This window comes from Mycobacterium sp. IDUB_1 (genome assembly GCF_055419625.1).
In genome coordinates this window covers 1,404,936-1,421,215 of the sequence record NZ_JBVAYA010000001.1, presented here as the reverse complement: position 1 = coordinate 1,421,215, position 16,280 = coordinate 1,404,936, and the positions used below count along the sequence as shown (strand labels likewise).

General features: G+C 69.4%; 14 protein-coding genes and 1 pseudogene. 3 read left to right on the top strand and 12 right to left on the bottom strand.

The window, feature by feature from the left end; all coding sequences use genetic code 11:
• Positions 1-11: 11 nt before the first annotated feature.
• Entirely contained in the window at positions 12-1,004 is a 993-nt protein-coding gene (locus tag ACZYYX_RS07105) for a Ppx/GppA family phosphatase (RefSeq protein ID WP_463813721.1), read from the bottom strand.
• 12 nt (positions 1,005-1,016) lie between these two features.
• Between ACZYYX_RS07105 and ACZYYX_RS07100 the strand changes: the two genes are divergently transcribed.
• Both ACZYYX_RS07100 and ACZYYX_RS07095 read left to right on the top strand, forming a co-directional pair.
• Positions 1,017-1,814, top strand: a complete 798-nt coding sequence (locus ACZYYX_RS07100; protein ID WP_463813720.1) for a DUF3109 family protein — start codon at positions 1,017-1,019, stop codon at positions 1,812-1,814.
• 56 nt (positions 1,815-1,870) lie between these two features.
• Positions 1,871-2,110, top strand: a complete 240-nt coding sequence (locus ACZYYX_RS07095; protein ID WP_463814836.1) for a YciI family protein — start codon at positions 1,871-1,873, stop codon at positions 2,108-2,110.
• On the opposite strand, the gene ACZYYX_RS07090 is transcribed toward ACZYYX_RS07095, so the two are convergent.
• Both ACZYYX_RS07090 and ACZYYX_RS07085 read right to left on the bottom strand, forming a co-directional pair.
• The gene (locus tag ACZYYX_RS07090; protein ID WP_463814834.1) at positions 2,088-3,434 is read right to left on the bottom strand and encodes a glutamate-1-semialdehyde 2,1-aminomutase; all 1,347 of its coding nucleotides are present in this window, start codon (positions 3,432-3,434) and stop codon (positions 2,088-2,090) included. The genes ACZYYX_RS07095 and ACZYYX_RS07090 overlap by 23 nt on opposite strands.
• A 60-nt stretch (positions 3,435-3,494) precedes the next feature.
• Positions 3,495-4,523 (bottom strand): annotated as a pseudogene (locus ACZYYX_RS07085) (class I SAM-dependent methyltransferase); the annotation flags it as partial.
• 14 nt (positions 4,524-4,537) lie between these two features.
• Here ACZYYX_RS07085 and ACZYYX_RS07080 point away from each other — a divergent pair.
• A complete protein-coding gene (locus tag ACZYYX_RS07080) occupies positions 4,538-5,092 on the top strand; it encodes a dTDP-4-dehydrorhamnose 3,5-epimerase family protein (RefSeq protein WP_463813719.1) in 555 nt (184 codons plus the stop codon).
• Here ACZYYX_RS07080 and ACZYYX_RS07075 read toward each other — a convergent pair.
• Genes ACZYYX_RS07075 through ACZYYX_RS07035 form a run of 9 tightly spaced genes read right to left on the bottom strand, consistent with a single transcriptional unit; the run spans position 5,076 to position 16,270 of the window.
• The gene (locus ACZYYX_RS07075) at positions 5,076-6,104 is read right to left on the bottom strand and encodes an NAD-dependent epimerase/dehydratase family protein (protein WP_463813718.1); all 1,029 of its coding nucleotides are present in this window, start codon (positions 6,102-6,104) and stop codon (positions 5,076-5,078) included. The genes ACZYYX_RS07080 and ACZYYX_RS07075 overlap by 17 nt on opposite strands.
• Positions 6,101-6,757, bottom strand: a complete 657-nt coding sequence (locus ACZYYX_RS07070) for a PIG-L deacetylase family protein (RefSeq protein ID WP_463813717.1) — start codon at positions 6,755-6,757, stop codon at positions 6,101-6,103. The genes ACZYYX_RS07075 and ACZYYX_RS07070 overlap by 4 nt, the downstream gene beginning before the upstream one ends.
• A complete protein-coding gene (locus ACZYYX_RS07065; protein ID WP_463813716.1) occupies positions 6,754-7,569 on the bottom strand; it encodes a glycosyltransferase family protein in 816 nt (271 codons plus the stop codon). The genes ACZYYX_RS07070 and ACZYYX_RS07065 overlap by 4 nt, the downstream gene beginning before the upstream one ends.
• A 2-nt stretch (positions 7,570-7,571) precedes the next feature.
• Positions 7,572-8,810 (bottom strand): methyltransferase domain-containing protein, encoded by a 1,239-nt coding sequence (locus ACZYYX_RS07060; protein WP_463814833.1) that lies wholly within the window; start codon positions 8,808-8,810, stop codon positions 7,572-7,574.
• The gene (locus ACZYYX_RS07055) at positions 8,807-10,915 is read right to left on the bottom strand and encodes a hypothetical protein (RefSeq protein WP_463813715.1); all 2,109 of its coding nucleotides are present in this window, start codon (positions 10,913-10,915) and stop codon (positions 8,807-8,809) included. Before ACZYYX_RS07055 ends, ACZYYX_RS07060 begins: the two co-directional genes overlap by 4 nt.
• Complete coding sequence (locus ACZYYX_RS07050; RefSeq protein ID WP_463813714.1) at positions 10,908-13,028, bottom strand: family 16 glycosylhydrolase; 2,121 nt, start codon at positions 13,026-13,028, stop codon at positions 10,908-10,910. Before ACZYYX_RS07050 ends, ACZYYX_RS07055 begins: the two co-directional genes overlap by 8 nt.
• Entirely contained in the window at positions 13,025-14,335 is a 1,311-nt protein-coding gene (locus tag ACZYYX_RS07045; protein ID WP_463813713.1) for a glycosyltransferase family 2 protein, read from the bottom strand. Before ACZYYX_RS07045 ends, ACZYYX_RS07050 begins: the two co-directional genes overlap by 4 nt.
• On the bottom strand, positions 14,332-15,306 hold the full coding sequence (locus tag ACZYYX_RS07040) for a glycosyltransferase family 2 protein (protein ID WP_463813712.1): 975 nt from the start codon (positions 15,304-15,306) through the stop codon (positions 14,332-14,334). Before ACZYYX_RS07040 ends, ACZYYX_RS07045 begins: the two co-directional genes overlap by 4 nt.
• Positions 15,284-16,270: a glycosyltransferase family 2 protein gene (locus ACZYYX_RS07035; protein ID WP_463813711.1), complete on the bottom strand. Its 987-nt coding sequence runs from the start codon at positions 16,268-16,270 to the stop codon at positions 15,284-15,286. The genes ACZYYX_RS07040 and ACZYYX_RS07035 overlap by 23 nt, the downstream gene beginning before the upstream one ends.
• Positions 16,271-16,280: the final 10 nt, after the last annotated feature.

Genomic DNA, 16,280 nt, shown 5'->3' with positions numbered 1-16,280 from the left:
CGGTTGCCTGCTTACCGTCCAGCATTGCGCACCGACACCCGCCCTGAGGGCGAATGCCCGCCCACGAGCGCCGTACCGTCGGCTTCGCTGTCGAGTTTCCGCAGGATCAAGCCCTCCCGCAACGCCCACGGGCAAATGTCTACGCTTTCGATACCTAAGGCTTTCATGCTCGCCTCGGCCACCAGGGCGCCCGCTACGATCTGCGGCGCACGGTCGGCGCTCACTCCTTCCAGCTCGGCACGGTCGGACGCGGTCATCCTAGAGATGAAAGCTATGAGCTGACGAAGACCCGCAGCCGTGAGCGTGCGCTTGACGCGCGGACCGGCGCCCGACGGTGCCGCACCGGTCAGCCGCGCCAGCGAACGAAACGTCTTCGACGTGGCCACCGCCAGATCGGGGCTTCCGGCTTCGGCGATCGCCGTCCCCGCTTCGGAGAGTTCGTTGGCCAGCCAATCCCTCAGCATCGCCACGCGCCGGCGGCCGGGCGGATCCTCGGGCAGCCACTCGCGGGTCAGCCGACCGGCGCCCAGGGGCAGCGACATCGCCACGTCAGGTTCCTCGTCGACCCCGCTGGACAGCTCCAGTGAGCCGCCGCCGATGTCGATGTTGATGATGCGGCCGGCGCTCCAGCCGTACCAGCGCCGCACCGCCAGGAACGTCAGCCGTGACTCGTCAACCCCGCTGAGCACACGCAGATCCACGCCGGTGTCCGACTTCACCCGTGACAGCACGTCTTCGGAGTTCTTCGCATCGCGCACCGCCGATGTCGCGAACGCCATCAGCTCCGAACACCCCGAACTGGTGGCGATCTTGGCGAATTCGTCGATCGTGCCGATCAGTTTGTCGGCACCCCGGCGGGTCAGCTTCCCCGAGGTGTCGATGGCCTCTGCCAGGCGCAGGGACGCCTTCGTCGAACTCATCGGTGTGGGGTGCCCACCGCGGCGCGCGTCCACCACCAACAGGTGAACGGTATTGCTGCCCACGTCGAGCACGCCTAATCGCACCCGTCCAACCTAATGGGTCTACCGTGGAAAACCGTGACTGGTCCGTACCCGGGTGAGGTGGAACTCGATTTCGCCCGTGAGTGGGTGGAGTTCTACGACCCCGAAGACCCCAAACATGTGATCGCCGCGGACATGACGTGGCTGCTGTCCCGCTGGACGTGCGTATTCGGCACACCGGCGTGCAAAGGCACCGTCGCCGACCGACCCGACGACGGATGTTGTTCCCACGGAGCGTTTCTCTCCGATGACGACGACCGCGCCAAGCTCGACGACGCCGTGAAGCTGCTCACCGATGAAGACTGGCAGTTCCGGGACAAGGGTCTGGGCAAGAAGGGCTACCTCGAACTCGATGAGTACGACGACGAGCCCACCTGGCGGACGCGAAAGTACAAGGGCGCGTGCATCTTTCTGAATCGCCCAGGGTGGCCGGGCGGTATCGGGTGCTCGCTGCACACCAAGGCGCTGCAATTGGGGGTGGAACCGCTGACCCTCAAGCCGGAGGTGTGCTGGCAGCTGCCGATCCGGCGCACGCAGGAGTGGGTCGACCGGCCCGACGGCTCGCAGATCCTGAAGTCGACGATCACCGAGTACGACCGGCGCGGCTGGGGTGAGGGCGGGCTCGACCTGACCTGGTACTGCACCGGCGATCCCAACGCCCACGTCGGAGAGAAGCCGGTGTGGCAGTCCTATGCCCCCGAGTTGACCGAGCTGCTCGGCGAGAAGGCCTATGCCGAGCTGGCAGCGATATGCAAGCGGCGCAGCGCATTAGGGCTGGTCGCGGTACACCCCGCCACGCGGGCCGCCGAGTGAGCGACGGGCTCTTCCTCTTCCGGCTCATTCCCCCGCGCGCCGACTTCGCGCAGACGATGACCGACGCAGAGCAGGACGCGATGGCCGCTCACACCGACTACTGGAATGACCTTCTGGCCGTCGGACGGGTGGTCGTCTACGGCCCGGTGGCCGATCCAGAGGGCGTGTGGGGGCTCGGGGTGCTGCGGGTCACCGACCGCGCCGAAGCGCTGGCGATCGGCGAGGCCGACCCGTCGGTGATCGCCGGAGTCAACACCTTCGAGGTGCTCGAGATCATGGGTGGCCGTACGGGTTGAGCCGGCGCGGCGCGGCGGTGCGCCGCAGCGCCGGAGCCACCGGGCGACCCTGCAGGAGGCCCGCCACGTCGCCCGCGTCGATTGCGTAGCGGTAGACCGGCAGCGCGTCCCGCACGGCCGCGATCGTGTGATCGATGGCCTCGTCGTCGTGGGCGGCCGACGTCACGAACGACTGACCGAGCACGCCACGGCGCAGCAATTCCTGCATGAATAGCGTGCGGTACGCCTGCGACGGCGCGCCCTCGGCGTCGCGGGTGATGAACACCAGACACGACGGACGGCCCGTCACCGTGAGGACATCGGACAACCCCGCCTCGGCGATGACCGCGTTCGTTCCGGCGGCCAGCCGGCGGCCGGCCCCCTCCATACGGGCCACCGGATCCTCGCTGCGGTAGGCCGCGACGACGGCACGGAACGCGGCCAGCGACGCCGTTTCGGGGCCGTGCGTGGTCGAGAGCAGGAACACCCGCTCGGCGTCGGTGCGCAGCCCGCCGAGCTCCATGTACTCGCGGCGGCCCGCCAGGGCCGACAGGGGGAAACCGTTGGCCAACGCCTTGCCCCAGCACGACAGATCCGGCGTCACGCCGTAGACCGACTGCGCGCCACCGGCCGCCCAGCGGAAGCCGGTGATCATCTCGTCGAAGACCAGCAGCGTGCCGTGCCGGTCGCACAGTTCACGCACGCCCTGCAGATAGCCCGGCTCGGGATCTGCCATCGCGGTCGCGGCCTCCATCACGACGCAGGCGACGTCGTTGTCGGAGAGCAGCGCGGCCAGCGCGCCGAGATCGTTGTAGGGGAAGCGCTTCGTCGCAGCGGCATGTTCGGACGGGATGCCGCCGGCCATCGGGGTGGTGCCGATGAACCAGTCGTCGGTGGAGAAGAACGGCTGATCGCAGATGGCGACGGCGAGGCGACCGGTGACCGCGCGGGCCAGCCGGACCGCGGCCGTGGTCGCGTCGGAACCGTTCTTGGCGAATTTCACCATGTCGGCTCCCGGCACCAGGGCCAGGAAGTCCTCGGCGGCAGCCACTTCCGCGGCGGTGGGCCGGCTGAAGTTGACCCCGCCGGCGATCGCGCGGGTCACCGCCTCGACGACGGGTGGGTAGCCGTGCCCGAGTGTCACCGCGCGCAGACCCATGCCGTATTCGACGTAGTCGTTGCCGTCGACGTCCCACACACGGCAGCCCGCGCCGTGTGTCAGCACCGGCGGCATGGATTCCGGATACTGGTCGGCACCACGGGCATAGGTGTGGGCGCCACCGGGAACTAGATCGTGCAGACGGTTTTGCAGCAGTCGCGATCCGGCGAAAACCCGTGTCTCCATCGTGAAGTCGTCGGTCACCCAGCGGCCGTCCAACTCGGGGAAGCGGTGCGAGACCTCGCCCAGGAGATCGGGGAGGGTGAGCAGCACCGTGTCGGGCCGGGCCGCGACGAGGTCCTGCGGGGCGATGATCGGGATGTCGGTGCCGGGCATCCGGCGACCCTGCTTGGCCGGCGACGCGTCACCGACCGCGGCGACGAGCGAGGAATCGACACCGGCGCGGCTGAACAGCGCCACCGCCCGCGACGCCGCGCCGTAGGCGTAAACGCGCCGCCCCGCCCGACGTTCCTCTTCGAGCCAGGACCGCAGCGCCACGGTCTGCGTCTCGGCGGCATCCTGCAGGGTCGCGACGGTCGCCGGGTCGGTCATGCTGACCTCTGCCGACAGCAGCTCGGCCACCGCGGGGCCGGGCTCACCGCTGCCGTGCACGGCGGCGACCAACACCGTGCCGCCGTACAGGTCGAACGTCCACGCATCCACGGCCCGCATGCCGACGCGAGCGAGTTGGGTCACGACGGCCGGCGTGGAGTAGTACGCGAAGTGTCCGTGGCGCAACGCATTCCACTGGCCTCCGGCGACGATGGCAGCCAGCGTGTGGAACTGCAGGAGCAGCACCCCGCCGGGCGCGGTGGTGGCCGCCCGCCGCGCGAACGCCGCCTCCTGATCGGGTTCGTGCATGATGCCGAAACAGTCGAGCACCACATCGGCAGGGCCCTCGGAGCCCCGGTAGCCCCGCTCGGTCAGCAGGGGCAGCCAGCTGCCGCCGTGCGGGCTGCCGAACTCGCGCACCGTGCCGCCGGCAAGCATGCCAGCTGCCGCGACCCGGGAGATCGCCTCTGCTGCTTGGTCTTTCAGGGCCTGTGGTTCCACACCGCGCGGTTCGGCGGTCTCGGTGTCGTCGTCGGCCAATTGCGCAAGGCCGCAGGCGTCGCAGACGACCATGGCGAGCGGGTGCACCGCCTCACCTACCGTCAGCGGCGTGTCGGCGGAGGGGAAATGATCGGCCGCGGGGACCGACCCGAGGTCGAGCACCCGATGCAGCCGGGGGTGCCGGCAACTACGGCACGTGTCCTGGATCTGGGTGGCGCTCATGTCAGGATGACTTCGTGCGCATCGAACCGGGCCGCCTCGACGGCGTCGCCACCTTCGTCCCCCAGCCGCACCACGACGAGCGTGGCTGGTTCACCCGCACCTTCGACGTCGAGATCTTCGACCGGTGGCGCGGCGTGGAGGGCGCGGCGGCCGGTTTCCTGCAGGATTCCCAGTCCCGCTCGGCGCGCGGCGTCATCCGCGGGCTGCACGGTCGCCGTGCGCCCGGGGAGGCCAAGCTGGTGCGGTGCGCCCGCGGTGCGGTGCACGACGTGCTCGTCGACGCGCGGCCGGAGTCGCCGACGTTCGGGCAGCACGAGGTGTTCCTGCTCGACGATGTCACGTTCGCGCATCTGTACGTGCCGCCGGGGATGCTGCACGGCTTCCAGGCGCTGACCGACTGGGCTGACGTCTGCTACCGCATCGACCGCGCTCACGATCCCGCCGATGACCTCGCGGTGTCGTGGCAGGATCCGACGCTGGCGATCGAGTGGCCGCTGCACCCGCCGACGATGTCCGCGCGGGACGCCTCGGCGGGCAGCTGGGCAGAGTTGCTCACACGAATTCGCTGACACGACGCATCTTCTCGTCGAGCTGACCAGCGCCCTGCAGACGGGCGAGGCGGGCCAGCCGGGTGAAGGTGTGCTCGAAGTCGGCGGCGGTCAGACCGTGCCGGACATACGCGTCGGCCAACTCGACCGCGCCGTCCGCGACCGTGATGGCCGCCTGGTAGCCGAGTTCGGCACGCGCACGGGCGAAGTCGACCCGGTAGGAGCGCGGGTCGGCACCGGTCTCGCCGGTGATGTCGACCCGCGAGCCGGCAACCGCGTCGCCGACGCGGCGGGCGATCTGCTCGACGGTGACGTTGTTGGCCTCGCTGCCGATGTTGTAGGGCCGGCACGACACCAGCTCGGCCGGGGCGGTCAGGCAGAGCGCGAACGCCTCGGCGATGTCGCGGGCGTGCACCAACGGGCGCCAGGGTGTTCCGTCGGAGAGCACCCGCACCACGCCGGTCAGGACCGCCGAACCGACCAGGTTGTTGAGCACGATGTCGGCGCGCAGTCGCGGCGAGAAGCCGAAAGCCGTTGCGTTGCGCAGGAAGACCGGCGTGAAGCCGGAGTCGGCGAGTGCGATCAGATCGTCTTCGACGCGGACCTTGCTCACCGCGTACGGGGTCAGCGGGCGCAGCGGCGCGTCCTCATCGACCAGTCCCTCTCCCGCGGCGCCGTACACCGAACACGTCGATGCGTAGCAAAAGCGTTGCACACCTGCTTCTTTGGCCAGGCGGGCCAATCGCACCGAGGCGTGGTGGTTGATGTCGTGGGTGATGTCGGGGTTCAGAGCCCCGAGCGGATCGTTGGACAGTGCGGCGAGGTGCACCACGGCGTCAATGCCGCGCAACTGCTCGACGGTGACGTCGCGCAGGTCGACGCTCAGTGCCGGCGGGTCAGCGGGCGCGGGACCCAGCACGCAGTCGGCGAAGTAACCGTTGTCGAGTCCGACGACGTCGTGTCCGGCCGCCTGCAGCACCGGCACCATCACCGTGCCCAGATAACCCTGATGTCCTGTCACCAAGACCTTCACGATGCCGTCCTCCCAAAACTCACGATCGTCTTCTCCATCAGGAATGCCTCGGCGTGCGCGCTGCGGCACTGGATACCGCGCAGGCGGGACAAGCCCAGAAACGCCTCCTCGTCGAACCAGTCCCGGTCGGTCTGCGACGGGTAGTGCTTGTGCAGCAGGCGCGCCTTCTCCTGCGCGATCTCCGAGTCGATCGGATGGAACACGCTGGGCGACGGGGTGTCCGACTCCCATTTGAGGATCTCGTATCCCAGGATCAGGTGATCCCGGAACTCGGTGGGCGTCAGCTCGGCGAGTAGCCGGTGATCCTGGTGGGCATCTGCGCGCTGCGTGCTGAACACGACGTCGGGCTCACAGCTGCGCCGGAAGGTCCGCAGTCCGTCCTTGACGTCGTTCCAGTGTGCGGGGGTTGCCCCGTCAGGGATGCCCAGCAGCGTCAACTGCACATCGGCATCCGGACAGAACGCGGCCAGCGCACCGCGCTCCTCGGCTTCCCGGATCGTGCCGGCGCCGCAGAGCACCAGAGCGTGCACCCGAAGTCCCGGATTGTCGCGGCTCAGCGTCAGGAGTGTGGCACCCATGCCGATGGCGATGTCGTCGCAATGCGCACCGAGCACCGCGATCTCGGTCAGCGCACCGGTCTGCAAGCCGATCATGAGACCGCCATTTTCTCGTGCGCCTTCTCGTGCTCCCACAGCGCCCACGGCCGGTCCCCGCTGCGGTACGCCGCATCGAGTTCGGCGCGCTCCTTGAACGTGTCGGCCGGCTTCCAGAAGCCGAGATGCTTGTAGCCGTAGAGCTTTCCGCGGGTGGCCAGCCTCCCGCACACGTCCTCGACCAGATCGCAGTTCTCGGTGAGCATCTCGAGCACGTCACCAGAGAGCACGAAATAGCCGCCGTTCTCCCAGATCGGCAACCGCGACACCGGGGTGATGCCCGTGACCGCGCCCGCGTGGGGGCCGGATTCGACGATGTCGACGCAGTGGAACGACGACTGCGGGGGGACGATCAGCATGGAGGCCGTGGCACCGGATTCCTTGACCTCGTCGATGATGTCGTTCATCGGGGCATCGGTGAGCACGTCGGCATAGTTGGCCAGGAAGTACTCCTCACCCTCCAGGTAGGGACGAACCCGCCGAAGTCGTTCCCCGATGGGCGATTCGGCGCCGGTGTCGACGAACGTGATGGTCCAGTCGCTGATGTCGGTCTGCAGCAGCTCCACCTTGCCGCCGCGGATGACGAAATCATTGGACACCGACTCCCGGTAGGACAAGAAGTAGTTCTTGATGTGCTCGGCGCCGTAGCCCAGGCACAGCACGAACTCGGTGTGGCCGAAGTGCGCGTAGTACCGCATCACATGCCAGATCAGCGGTCGTGGACCGATCATCTGCATCGGCTTGGGGATCTCGTCGTCGCTACCGTTGCGCATCCGCATGCCGTAACCACCGCAGAACAGGACGACCTTCATTGTTATTTTCCTTCCGCCAGTTCGACGACGTGCAGGTTGGGTAGCGGGTACACCAGGCGGGCGCCCCACGCCGCGGCGTAGCGCAGCTGTTCGGTGATCTCGCGCTCCAGATTCCACGGCAACACGACGATCACGTCGGGCTGATCCTTGGCCAGCTGCGCCGGATCGTGGATCGGGATACGCGTTCCCGGAGTGAATCGCCCGTGCTTGTAGGGGTTTCGGTCGACGGTGTACTCGAGCAGGTCGGGCCGGATGCCGCAGTAGTTGAGCAGGGTATTGCCCTTGCCGGGCGCGCCGTAGCCCACCACGCGCTCGCCGCGGGCGCGGCAGTCCAGCAGGTACCGGAGCAGTTCGTGGCGGATGTCCTCGGTGCGGGGCCTCAGCGTGAGGTAGCCGCCGACGTCGTGCAGACCGGCGCGCTCCTCCTCGGCCAGCGCGCCGGCCACCCGCGACGTCGGTGTCGCACCGAGTTCGGTCGGGCGGGCCCACACCCGGATCGATCCGCCGTGGGTGGGCAGCATCTCGACGTCGACGACCGACAGGCCGCCGGCGGCCAGCGCGCGCATCGCCGACAGCACGGTGTAGTACTGGAAGTGCTCGTGGTAGATCGTGTCGAACTGCCCCAGCGCCACCAGGTTCAGCGCGTGGTGCACCTCGATGCTGCACCAGCCGTCGTCGGCGACCAGGGTCCGTAGCGACCGGGTGAATCCGTTCAGGTCGGGGATGTGGGCGTAGACGTTGTTGGCGACGACGAGGTCGGCGGGCCCGTGTTCGGCACGCGTGGCAGCCGCCGTCTGCTCGTCGAGAAACGCCGAGACCGTCGGCACCCCGCGTTGCCGTGCTGCCTCGCCCACGTTGACCGACGGTTCGATGCCCAGGCATCTGATGCCGGCGTCGACGACGTGGGTGAGCAGGTAGCCGTCGTTGCTGGCCACCTCGACGACGAACGAATCCGTCTGCAGGCCAACCTTGTCCGTCGCCTCGCTGACGAAGCGACGCGCGTGGTCGACCCAGCTGTCGGAGTACGACGAGAAGTACGCGTACTCCGTGAAGGTCTCCTCGGGGGTGATCAGCGCGGGGATCTGCAGCAGAAGGCAGTCCTGGCAGAGCCGCAGGTGCAACGGGAACGTCGCCTCTGGGGCGTCCAATTCGCCTGCGGTGAGGAATTTCTCGCACGGCGGGGTGGCCCCGAGATCCAGCACGCTGTGCATCCTGGTCGAGCCGCACAACCGGCACATCATTGCGAACATCCCTTCGCCTGGTAGCGGAACACGGTGGTGGTCTCGTCCTGCAGGCGCACACACCACTGCGAACTCCCGGCGAACATCGCCTCGAACCGATCGACGGCGTCACCCGTGGCGTAGCCGAAGTACTCGAACGCCGCCTTCGCGTCGTCGGTGAAGATGAAGTAGGTCTCCCCCTGGCCGGCGGCTGCCTGCGCGGTGACGTCGTCGAACTGCCGGGCGTCGGGGAAACCGTCCAGGAAGCCGGGCCACTTCTCGACGACCGGGGTGTCGAACGAGTCGTTCTGCGCGGCGAAGTCGACCCACCGGGCCGTCGCACGCGTGGGCATGCCCGCCGCGTGCAGGCTCCACAGGGTCGCCGGCGCGTGTGCGCTGTCGACGAGGCTGTTCAGCAGGGCCAGTTCGGACGGCCGGGCCGTGTTCAGGTACCAGTTGCCGTAGTAACCCTGCAGGCCCGCGGCGGCAATCACCGCGAGCGCGGCGGTGGCGACGTAGTGCACGAGCGGCCGGGTCAGCGCCGCGACGGCCAGCGGCGCGATCAGGATGGCCGCGCCGGGCACCGCGTAGAGGTAGACGCGGAAGATGGCCTCGCCGCCGTAGCTGCTGAACATCAGCAGCACGAAGGGGCTGAACGCGAGGATCACGGGCACCGCGACCGGCCGCTTGCGCCGCCACCACACGATCGCGGCCACCACGGCCAGTGCCATGATGGTCGCGGACAGGCCCCGGCACACCAGCGAGGTGGCCACCTTGGCCAATGAGCCCGCGTACTCCGCGTTACCCGAACCGTTGGCCAGGGGATTGAGGCTCGACAACCCGCCGTGTTCGAACACGATGTAGCGCCGCGGGTACAGGTAGCCGAACAGGACTGCGGCATAGGCGATCAGGGACCAGCGGGGGCGCAGGTCACCGGTGAACGCGAACAACGCCACCACCCCGAAGATCCAGTACGGCGTCAGCTGGTGCGTCGGCACCAGGGCCACGAACAACGCGAACGCCAGCCAGCCCGCGCGACGGTCGGCACGCGACGCCAGCAGCGCCACGACGATGCCGAGGCCGAGCACGAAACCGTAGGCCTGAGGAGCGAAGTAGTCCTGCGCCACCCAGTTGGCCAGCTCGGCGATCATCACCGCGACGAGCACCGCGCGGCGGTTCAGACCCAGTATGGCGGCCAGCGACCCGACCACCAGAGCCAGCACCGCGTGGATGACCGGTGCGAACCAGTGCGCCACCGATGTCGGGTCCAGTGTGGTGACCTCGCTGAACCAGGCGAAGGTGGTGAAGAAGGCCGGCCACTCGCGGTAGACGTCGACGCCCGTGGGCGGCAGAACCCGATGGGTGAGCAGGAAGTCGACGATGCCGAGGTGCTTGTAGGTCCACGCGTACATCGGCAGGTCTGTGATCAGCGTGGCCGTGAGCCGCAGCACCATGATGGTCGCGACGATCGCGGCGGCGGCGGTCAGCAGGGCCCCGCGCCGCAACGCGGCGACGAACGCGGCGACCAGCACCGCGGCCAGCACCACCAGTACCGGTCCGGTGCCGGTGGCCAGCAGTCCGAACGGCGACGACTCAGCGCCCGCCATGCCCGGCAGCGCCGTCGCCCACGCGCACAGCACCGCGACGATGACGAGGTACGGCGCGCTCACCCGCCACGACGGCGGGAGCATCGCGGCGGGCACCCGCAGGGGTGCGTGCGGGCGACGCAGCGCGCACAGCACCGCGGAGGTGACGACGACGGCGACCAGCGCCGCGAGCAACGGAATCGGGAGCGACCCGTGCAGCCACGTCACCGTCACGGTGCCTGCGGCGGCCACCGCCATCCCGGTCGTCGGGACGATCGCGACGGCGGCCGCGACGGGCACGCGCAGCCACAACACCGCGGCCATCCCAGGCCCGGTGAGGAGGAAGGCGGTCAGCAGGACCGCCCGGGCCGGGGTGCCGATGGGTGCCAGGGCCAGCAGTCCCGCCGCCGCGGAGACCAGCGTCAGCCACTCGGGCCGCAACAGCTCGAGCTCGATGCGCCGCCGCGGAGGCGGCACGCGGCGGTGCCGGCCGCCCGACTGCGGGCGGGCCGAGCTGGGCCGTTCGAGGAGATCAGTCACCGGTCACCCGCACCCAGTCGACCGTCATCGCAGCAGGAGACGGCGTGGAGGCATCGGCAGGTCCGGGCCACGACCCGCCCACGGCGACGTTGAGCAGGAGGTAGAACGGCTTGTCGAAGACCCATTTCTCGTCGGGGGGCAGATCCGCTTCCCGGAACATAGACGTGGTGCGATCGTCGACGCCCATCGTGATCACCCCTGGGTCGCGCTGCACCCAGTAGGTGTGGAAGTCATCGACGAACGGCGGCTGGATGGGAAGGGTGCCCGCCAGCTTGTACTCACTGCCGTCGGAGTCGGGGCCGATGGCCCCGTTGTGGATGAAGTCGGCGCCCGCGATGGTCTCCACCACGTCGAGCTCGCCGCTGCGGGGCCAGCCGACGTGGTCGACGTCGTCACCGAGCAGCCAGAACGCCGGGTGCAGGCCCGTGCCCCGGGGGAGCCGCAGCCGCGCTTCGGCGCGCCCGTGCACGAACGAGAGCTTGCCTTGGGTGGTCAGTCTGGCCGAGGTGAACCCGTCGCCGTCTCGGCGGGCGGTGATCACCAGGTGGCCGTCGCCGTCGAGTGACGCGTTCTCCGGGGAGTCGGTGTAGGTCTGCGCCTCGCCGTTGCCCCACCCGCCGCCGCCGAGGTCGTAGCCCCAGCGCGCCGGGTCCGGGCGGCTGCCCGCCGGACCGTTGAAGTCGTCGAACATCACCACCGACGCCGATGCGGTCGGCCGATCGATCGTGCACAGCAGAGTCACCGGCACGATCGTGACCAGCAGCAGCGTCCCCGCTCGGAGCCAGGCCTGTCCCGTCCGGCGGGACCTGGGCTGGTCGTCCCCGATGTCGCCGTCCTTCCCGACCCGACGCAACCACGCGATGCAGGGTCCGATCAGGATGGTCGCCGACAGTGTCTCGGCCGCCAGATACGCCCAACCGACACCGACGATGCCCATCGACCGGGTGGCGTACCACGAGCCGGCGATGATCACCACGGTCATCAGCGCCTGCACGCTGAGGTACAGCCCGAGGGTGCGGCGCACACGGGAGAAGCCTTCGTAGACCGCGGCGACACCGGACAGCGGCAGGAACGCAGCGGCCAGCCACAGCAGGCCGTGGGCCTCGGCGCGATACTCCGGTCCGGCGATGCTCAGCATCAGCGGGCCGACCAGCACCAGGCCCGCCGACGCGGCGATCGCCACGGCGGCCAGCGAGCGCACCATCCGCCAGGACAGCGCGACGATCTGGTCGGGGTGGGCAGCAACCTCGGCGACGTACGGACTGACGACGAGGTGCAGCATCAGATACAGCGCACTGATCATCGCCCACGCGACCGCGAAGTACGCGTTGGCGGCCTCCCCGACCTGGGTCACCACGATGAGAGGAACCACCAGCGGCCCGATGGACCACAGCGACGCGATGCCGAACGACGACCCGAAGTACGACCACATCTGCCGGCGCGGCGGAAGATCCGGGCCCCTGTGCCACCGCGGGTGTCTGCGGCTGCGCCGATCGACGATCACGTAGGTGCACAGCGCCGCCACGGCGGCGGTCAGCGTCCAGCTCAGCACGATGGTCGCGGCGTGATCCCAGATCGCCAACGCTGCAACGGCGGCCAGCTTCGCGACCGCGTGCACGAGATTCTTGACCGCGGCCCAGCGAGCCACCCCGAGGCCGGCCGATGCCTTGTCCAGGAGGGCGAAGACCGCCAGCACCATCACCATCAGCGGGAAACCGACCATCGCCGAGGGGGTGTGGAACAGCGGGTCGCGCGGACCGAACGCCACCAGGGCCGCGCCCGTCAGCAGACCCATGACGGCGACGAGCACGAATCCACGGCGAAGCAGACTGGGCGCGCGCCAGCCGGCGACGGGCAGGAACCGTTCGTACAGGACGTCGAGGCCCAGCGTCGACATCGTCGACAGCAGGACCGCCGAGGTGATGAGCGCCGACGCCAAACCCACCTGCGCCGGCGGGAAAAGGCGCGCGGCCACGGCCCAGAAGGCAAGTCCCAGAACACCTGTCGACGCCGTCGACAGGATGAGTGCGACGGTGTTGAGTCGCAGGTTCTGCGCGGCCGAGGGGTCGGCTCCGGCGTCATCGCGGCGGAGCACCGACAGTGCTGGACTCATCGTGGCACCGCCAGGGGCGCCACCGAGCGCCCTTCCCGCCGCGCGGCGCGGTAGGCGCGGAACCCCGCCAGCACCGATCGCCACGCCGGCGTGGTGAGCCCCCCGGGAAGAAGATCAGCGAGGTCGTCGGCCGGTTTGGAGGTGGCGGCCGAATCCGCCAGGTAGGTCGCGAACTGGGGCGCCTTGACCGCCGCGGTGGCGAAGGCCCGCGGCGCGATCGCCGGGTCCAGCGCGATCTTGGCGATCCACGCGCCGAGCCCGATCCCGTAGGTCCGGCTCTGAGCGGCCAGCCCCTCGCTGCTGGCGCGATGCCGGTGCCAGACGATCGACGCCGGGTCGTAGACGAGCTTGCCGCCGGCGCGCAGCAAGCGGAAGAACATGTCGAGGTCTTCGCCACCGCCGGTGGGCGAACCGGCTCCGAGCGCCTCGTCGAAACCTCCGACGCGCACCACCGCGGCACGGTCGACGGCGAAGTTCGCGCCGGTGCCGTAGTGCCCGACGGCGAACGGGAACAGCGGGATGTCCTGCGGGCGTTCGGCCCAGTCGAAGACACGCGCGCGCATGCATGACGACCAGCCGACCCGGGAGTCGAAATACGCCTGCGCCGGAGTCCGCAGTTCCGCAGCGGGCACCAGACCGGAGACACACCACACGGAGTCACCACGAGTGAATCCTCGGGCGACCGCAGTGAGCCAGTGCCGGTCGACGACCACGTCGTCGTCGGTGAAGGCCACCACGTCTCCCGCCGCGGCAAGAAGGCCGGTGTTGCGGGCCCGAGACAGCCCCGGGCGCGGCTCGTCGATCACCCGGACGCGGGGGTCGCCGAGCGCGGCGACGTAGCGGCGGGTGGCGTCAGTCGCCGCGGCGTTGTCCACGACGATGATCTCGAGGTCGGGATAGTCCAGTGCGCGAACGGAGTCCAGCGCGGTCTGCAGCATCGAGACCCGGTCTCGGGTGCAGATCACGACCGTGACGGCCGGAGGCGGATCCGGCAGCACCGGCGGCGCCGGCGGACTGGGCAGGTCGACGGCCGCTGCGCGCAGCAGATCCGCGTCCACGGTTCCGTCGACCCCGTCGGGGGTGATGTCGAGCGTGACGAAACCCAACGGGCCGCCGTCGGCGCGCACCAGCAGGCATGCGCGGGCGTAACCGCTCGCGCCCCGCAGTCGATACCGCGGGGCGGCAGGATCCCGATCGAGCGCGTCGGTCCAGACCTCACCGATCCAGGTCGCGCCGTCCCAGGTCGGGGCCTCGGCAGTGGGGAGCACCGGGGCGATGGTCGCCTCGGGCAGGGTCAGATCGGTCATGACCACGCACCACCCCGACGGGCGAGTACGCCCCGCAGGTAGCCGGCGGTGGTGACGACCAGACCGGCCACGATCATGCCGGCCCGCGCCCGTCCGCCGCGCCGCCGCGACAGCACCTCGCGAACCACCGCGCGCGGGAGCACCCGGGTGGCGTAGCTCTGCTCGCTGTCCAGCGATTTCGGCGCGGCGGCCAGTCGGGTCACCACCGCTTTGGACATCCCCTCGTGATAGCAGCGACGCATGAAGTACCGCGGTGTGGCGCGGTCTGCGCTGACGTGGTGCGACACCGCCGCCGACGGATCGAGCAGCACCCGACTCCGCGGGCGCTGAGCGCGCAACCGCAGGAACAGCTCGGTCTCCTCGCCACCCACGGGCACCGAGCCGACGCGACCGACCTCCGAACGGAAGCCGCCGATCTCGGCGAAGACCGACCGGCGCAGAGACATGTTGCAGCCCAACGGGTTACGCACCGCAGCGACTCGCTGCGGCTGTCCGGCATAGCTGCAGCCCACCACCCAGTCGAATTCGGCGGGCATCCACCGCGGCCTGTCGGACTGCCAGACCGGCGCGGCGTGACCACCGACACCGACGACCTCGGGATCGTCGTAGTGCGCCAACAACGCGGCGCTCCACCCCGGCTGCGCTGCCGCGTCGTCGTCGAGGAAGGCCACGATGTCACCGCGGCTGGCCGCGACCCCCGTGTTGCGTGCATCCGAGAGACCACGCTCCCCGGTGTTGCGGCACACCATGATCCGCGTGTCGGCGCCGAAGCGATCAGCCGCCCGCTGGAAGAGCTCCTCGTTGTGGTCGATCACGACCACCAGCTCCGTCACCGTGTCCTGTTCGGCTAGAACAGACTCCACCGCGCGGCACAAATCGCCCCAGCGCGCCAGGGTGTAGGCGCACACGACGACGGACAGGCTCAGCGCCGGTCGGCGCACCTGACGGTCACCGACGTCTTGCAACAGCATCGCCGCCAAGGTCCTTTCGTGCTCGTCGCTGGACAGCACACCGGCGCCGGTTGCGCAGGTTGCTCAGTGCGTACAGACCGGTGCGGCGCAGCTGCATGTCGTAGGACCGCAGTCGGCCGTACAGCACGTCACCGGTGCTGACACTCCAGCGTGTGTCGGCCGCGAGGCCGTCGCTGAACCCCAGTTGCTGCCGAAGCTGCGAGCGCGCCGAGGTCATCGCGGTGGTGGAACCGCTGGCGATCCGGAAGGATGCCAGCGTCGAGGGGATGCCGAAGAAGTCACCATGGTCGAGAAGCCGGACCCACAGATCCAACTCACTGAGAAACGAGGTGACGTGCCGGAAACCGCCGGAGCGGTCGAAGTCCTCACGGCGGAACATCGCCGCGACGGGGGGTCCGACGGGGTTGGTGCCGCTGCGCACGATCCGCCGCACCACGCGGCCTGCGGGCTGCAGCCCGACGATCCCGGGGAGCCCGCGGGCGGGCCGCATCATCGCACCGCAGTCGTCGACGAAGTGCGTGCGCGCCGACACCAGGGTCACCGACGGCATCGCGTCGAGGACCTCGGCCTGCAGGCGCAGGCAGCTCGGCGCGACGATGTCGTCGGCACACACCACCTTCACGTATCTCCCTCGGCTTTCCTGGACCGCGATGTTGAAGTTGTCCATCATCGGGACGGTGACGTCGTTGCGGAGCACGCGAACCCGCGGATCGGCGATCCCGTCGAGGATCTGCGCGGTCTCGTCGGTGCTGTTGTTGTCGATGACCACGATCTCGAAGCTCTCGCAGTCCTGGGCCAGCGCGCTCTCGAGCGTTGCCGTCAGGTGACGCCCGGCCTGGTAGGCCGGGATGCAGATCGAGACCTGCGGACGCGGAGCCCGATCGCGGGTGTCGTGCGCCGGAGCAGTCAACGGGGTGCTCGCCGACAGTGACGTGATCGTCGTCGTTGAAGTGATTCCAGCCATGTCGTCTTCC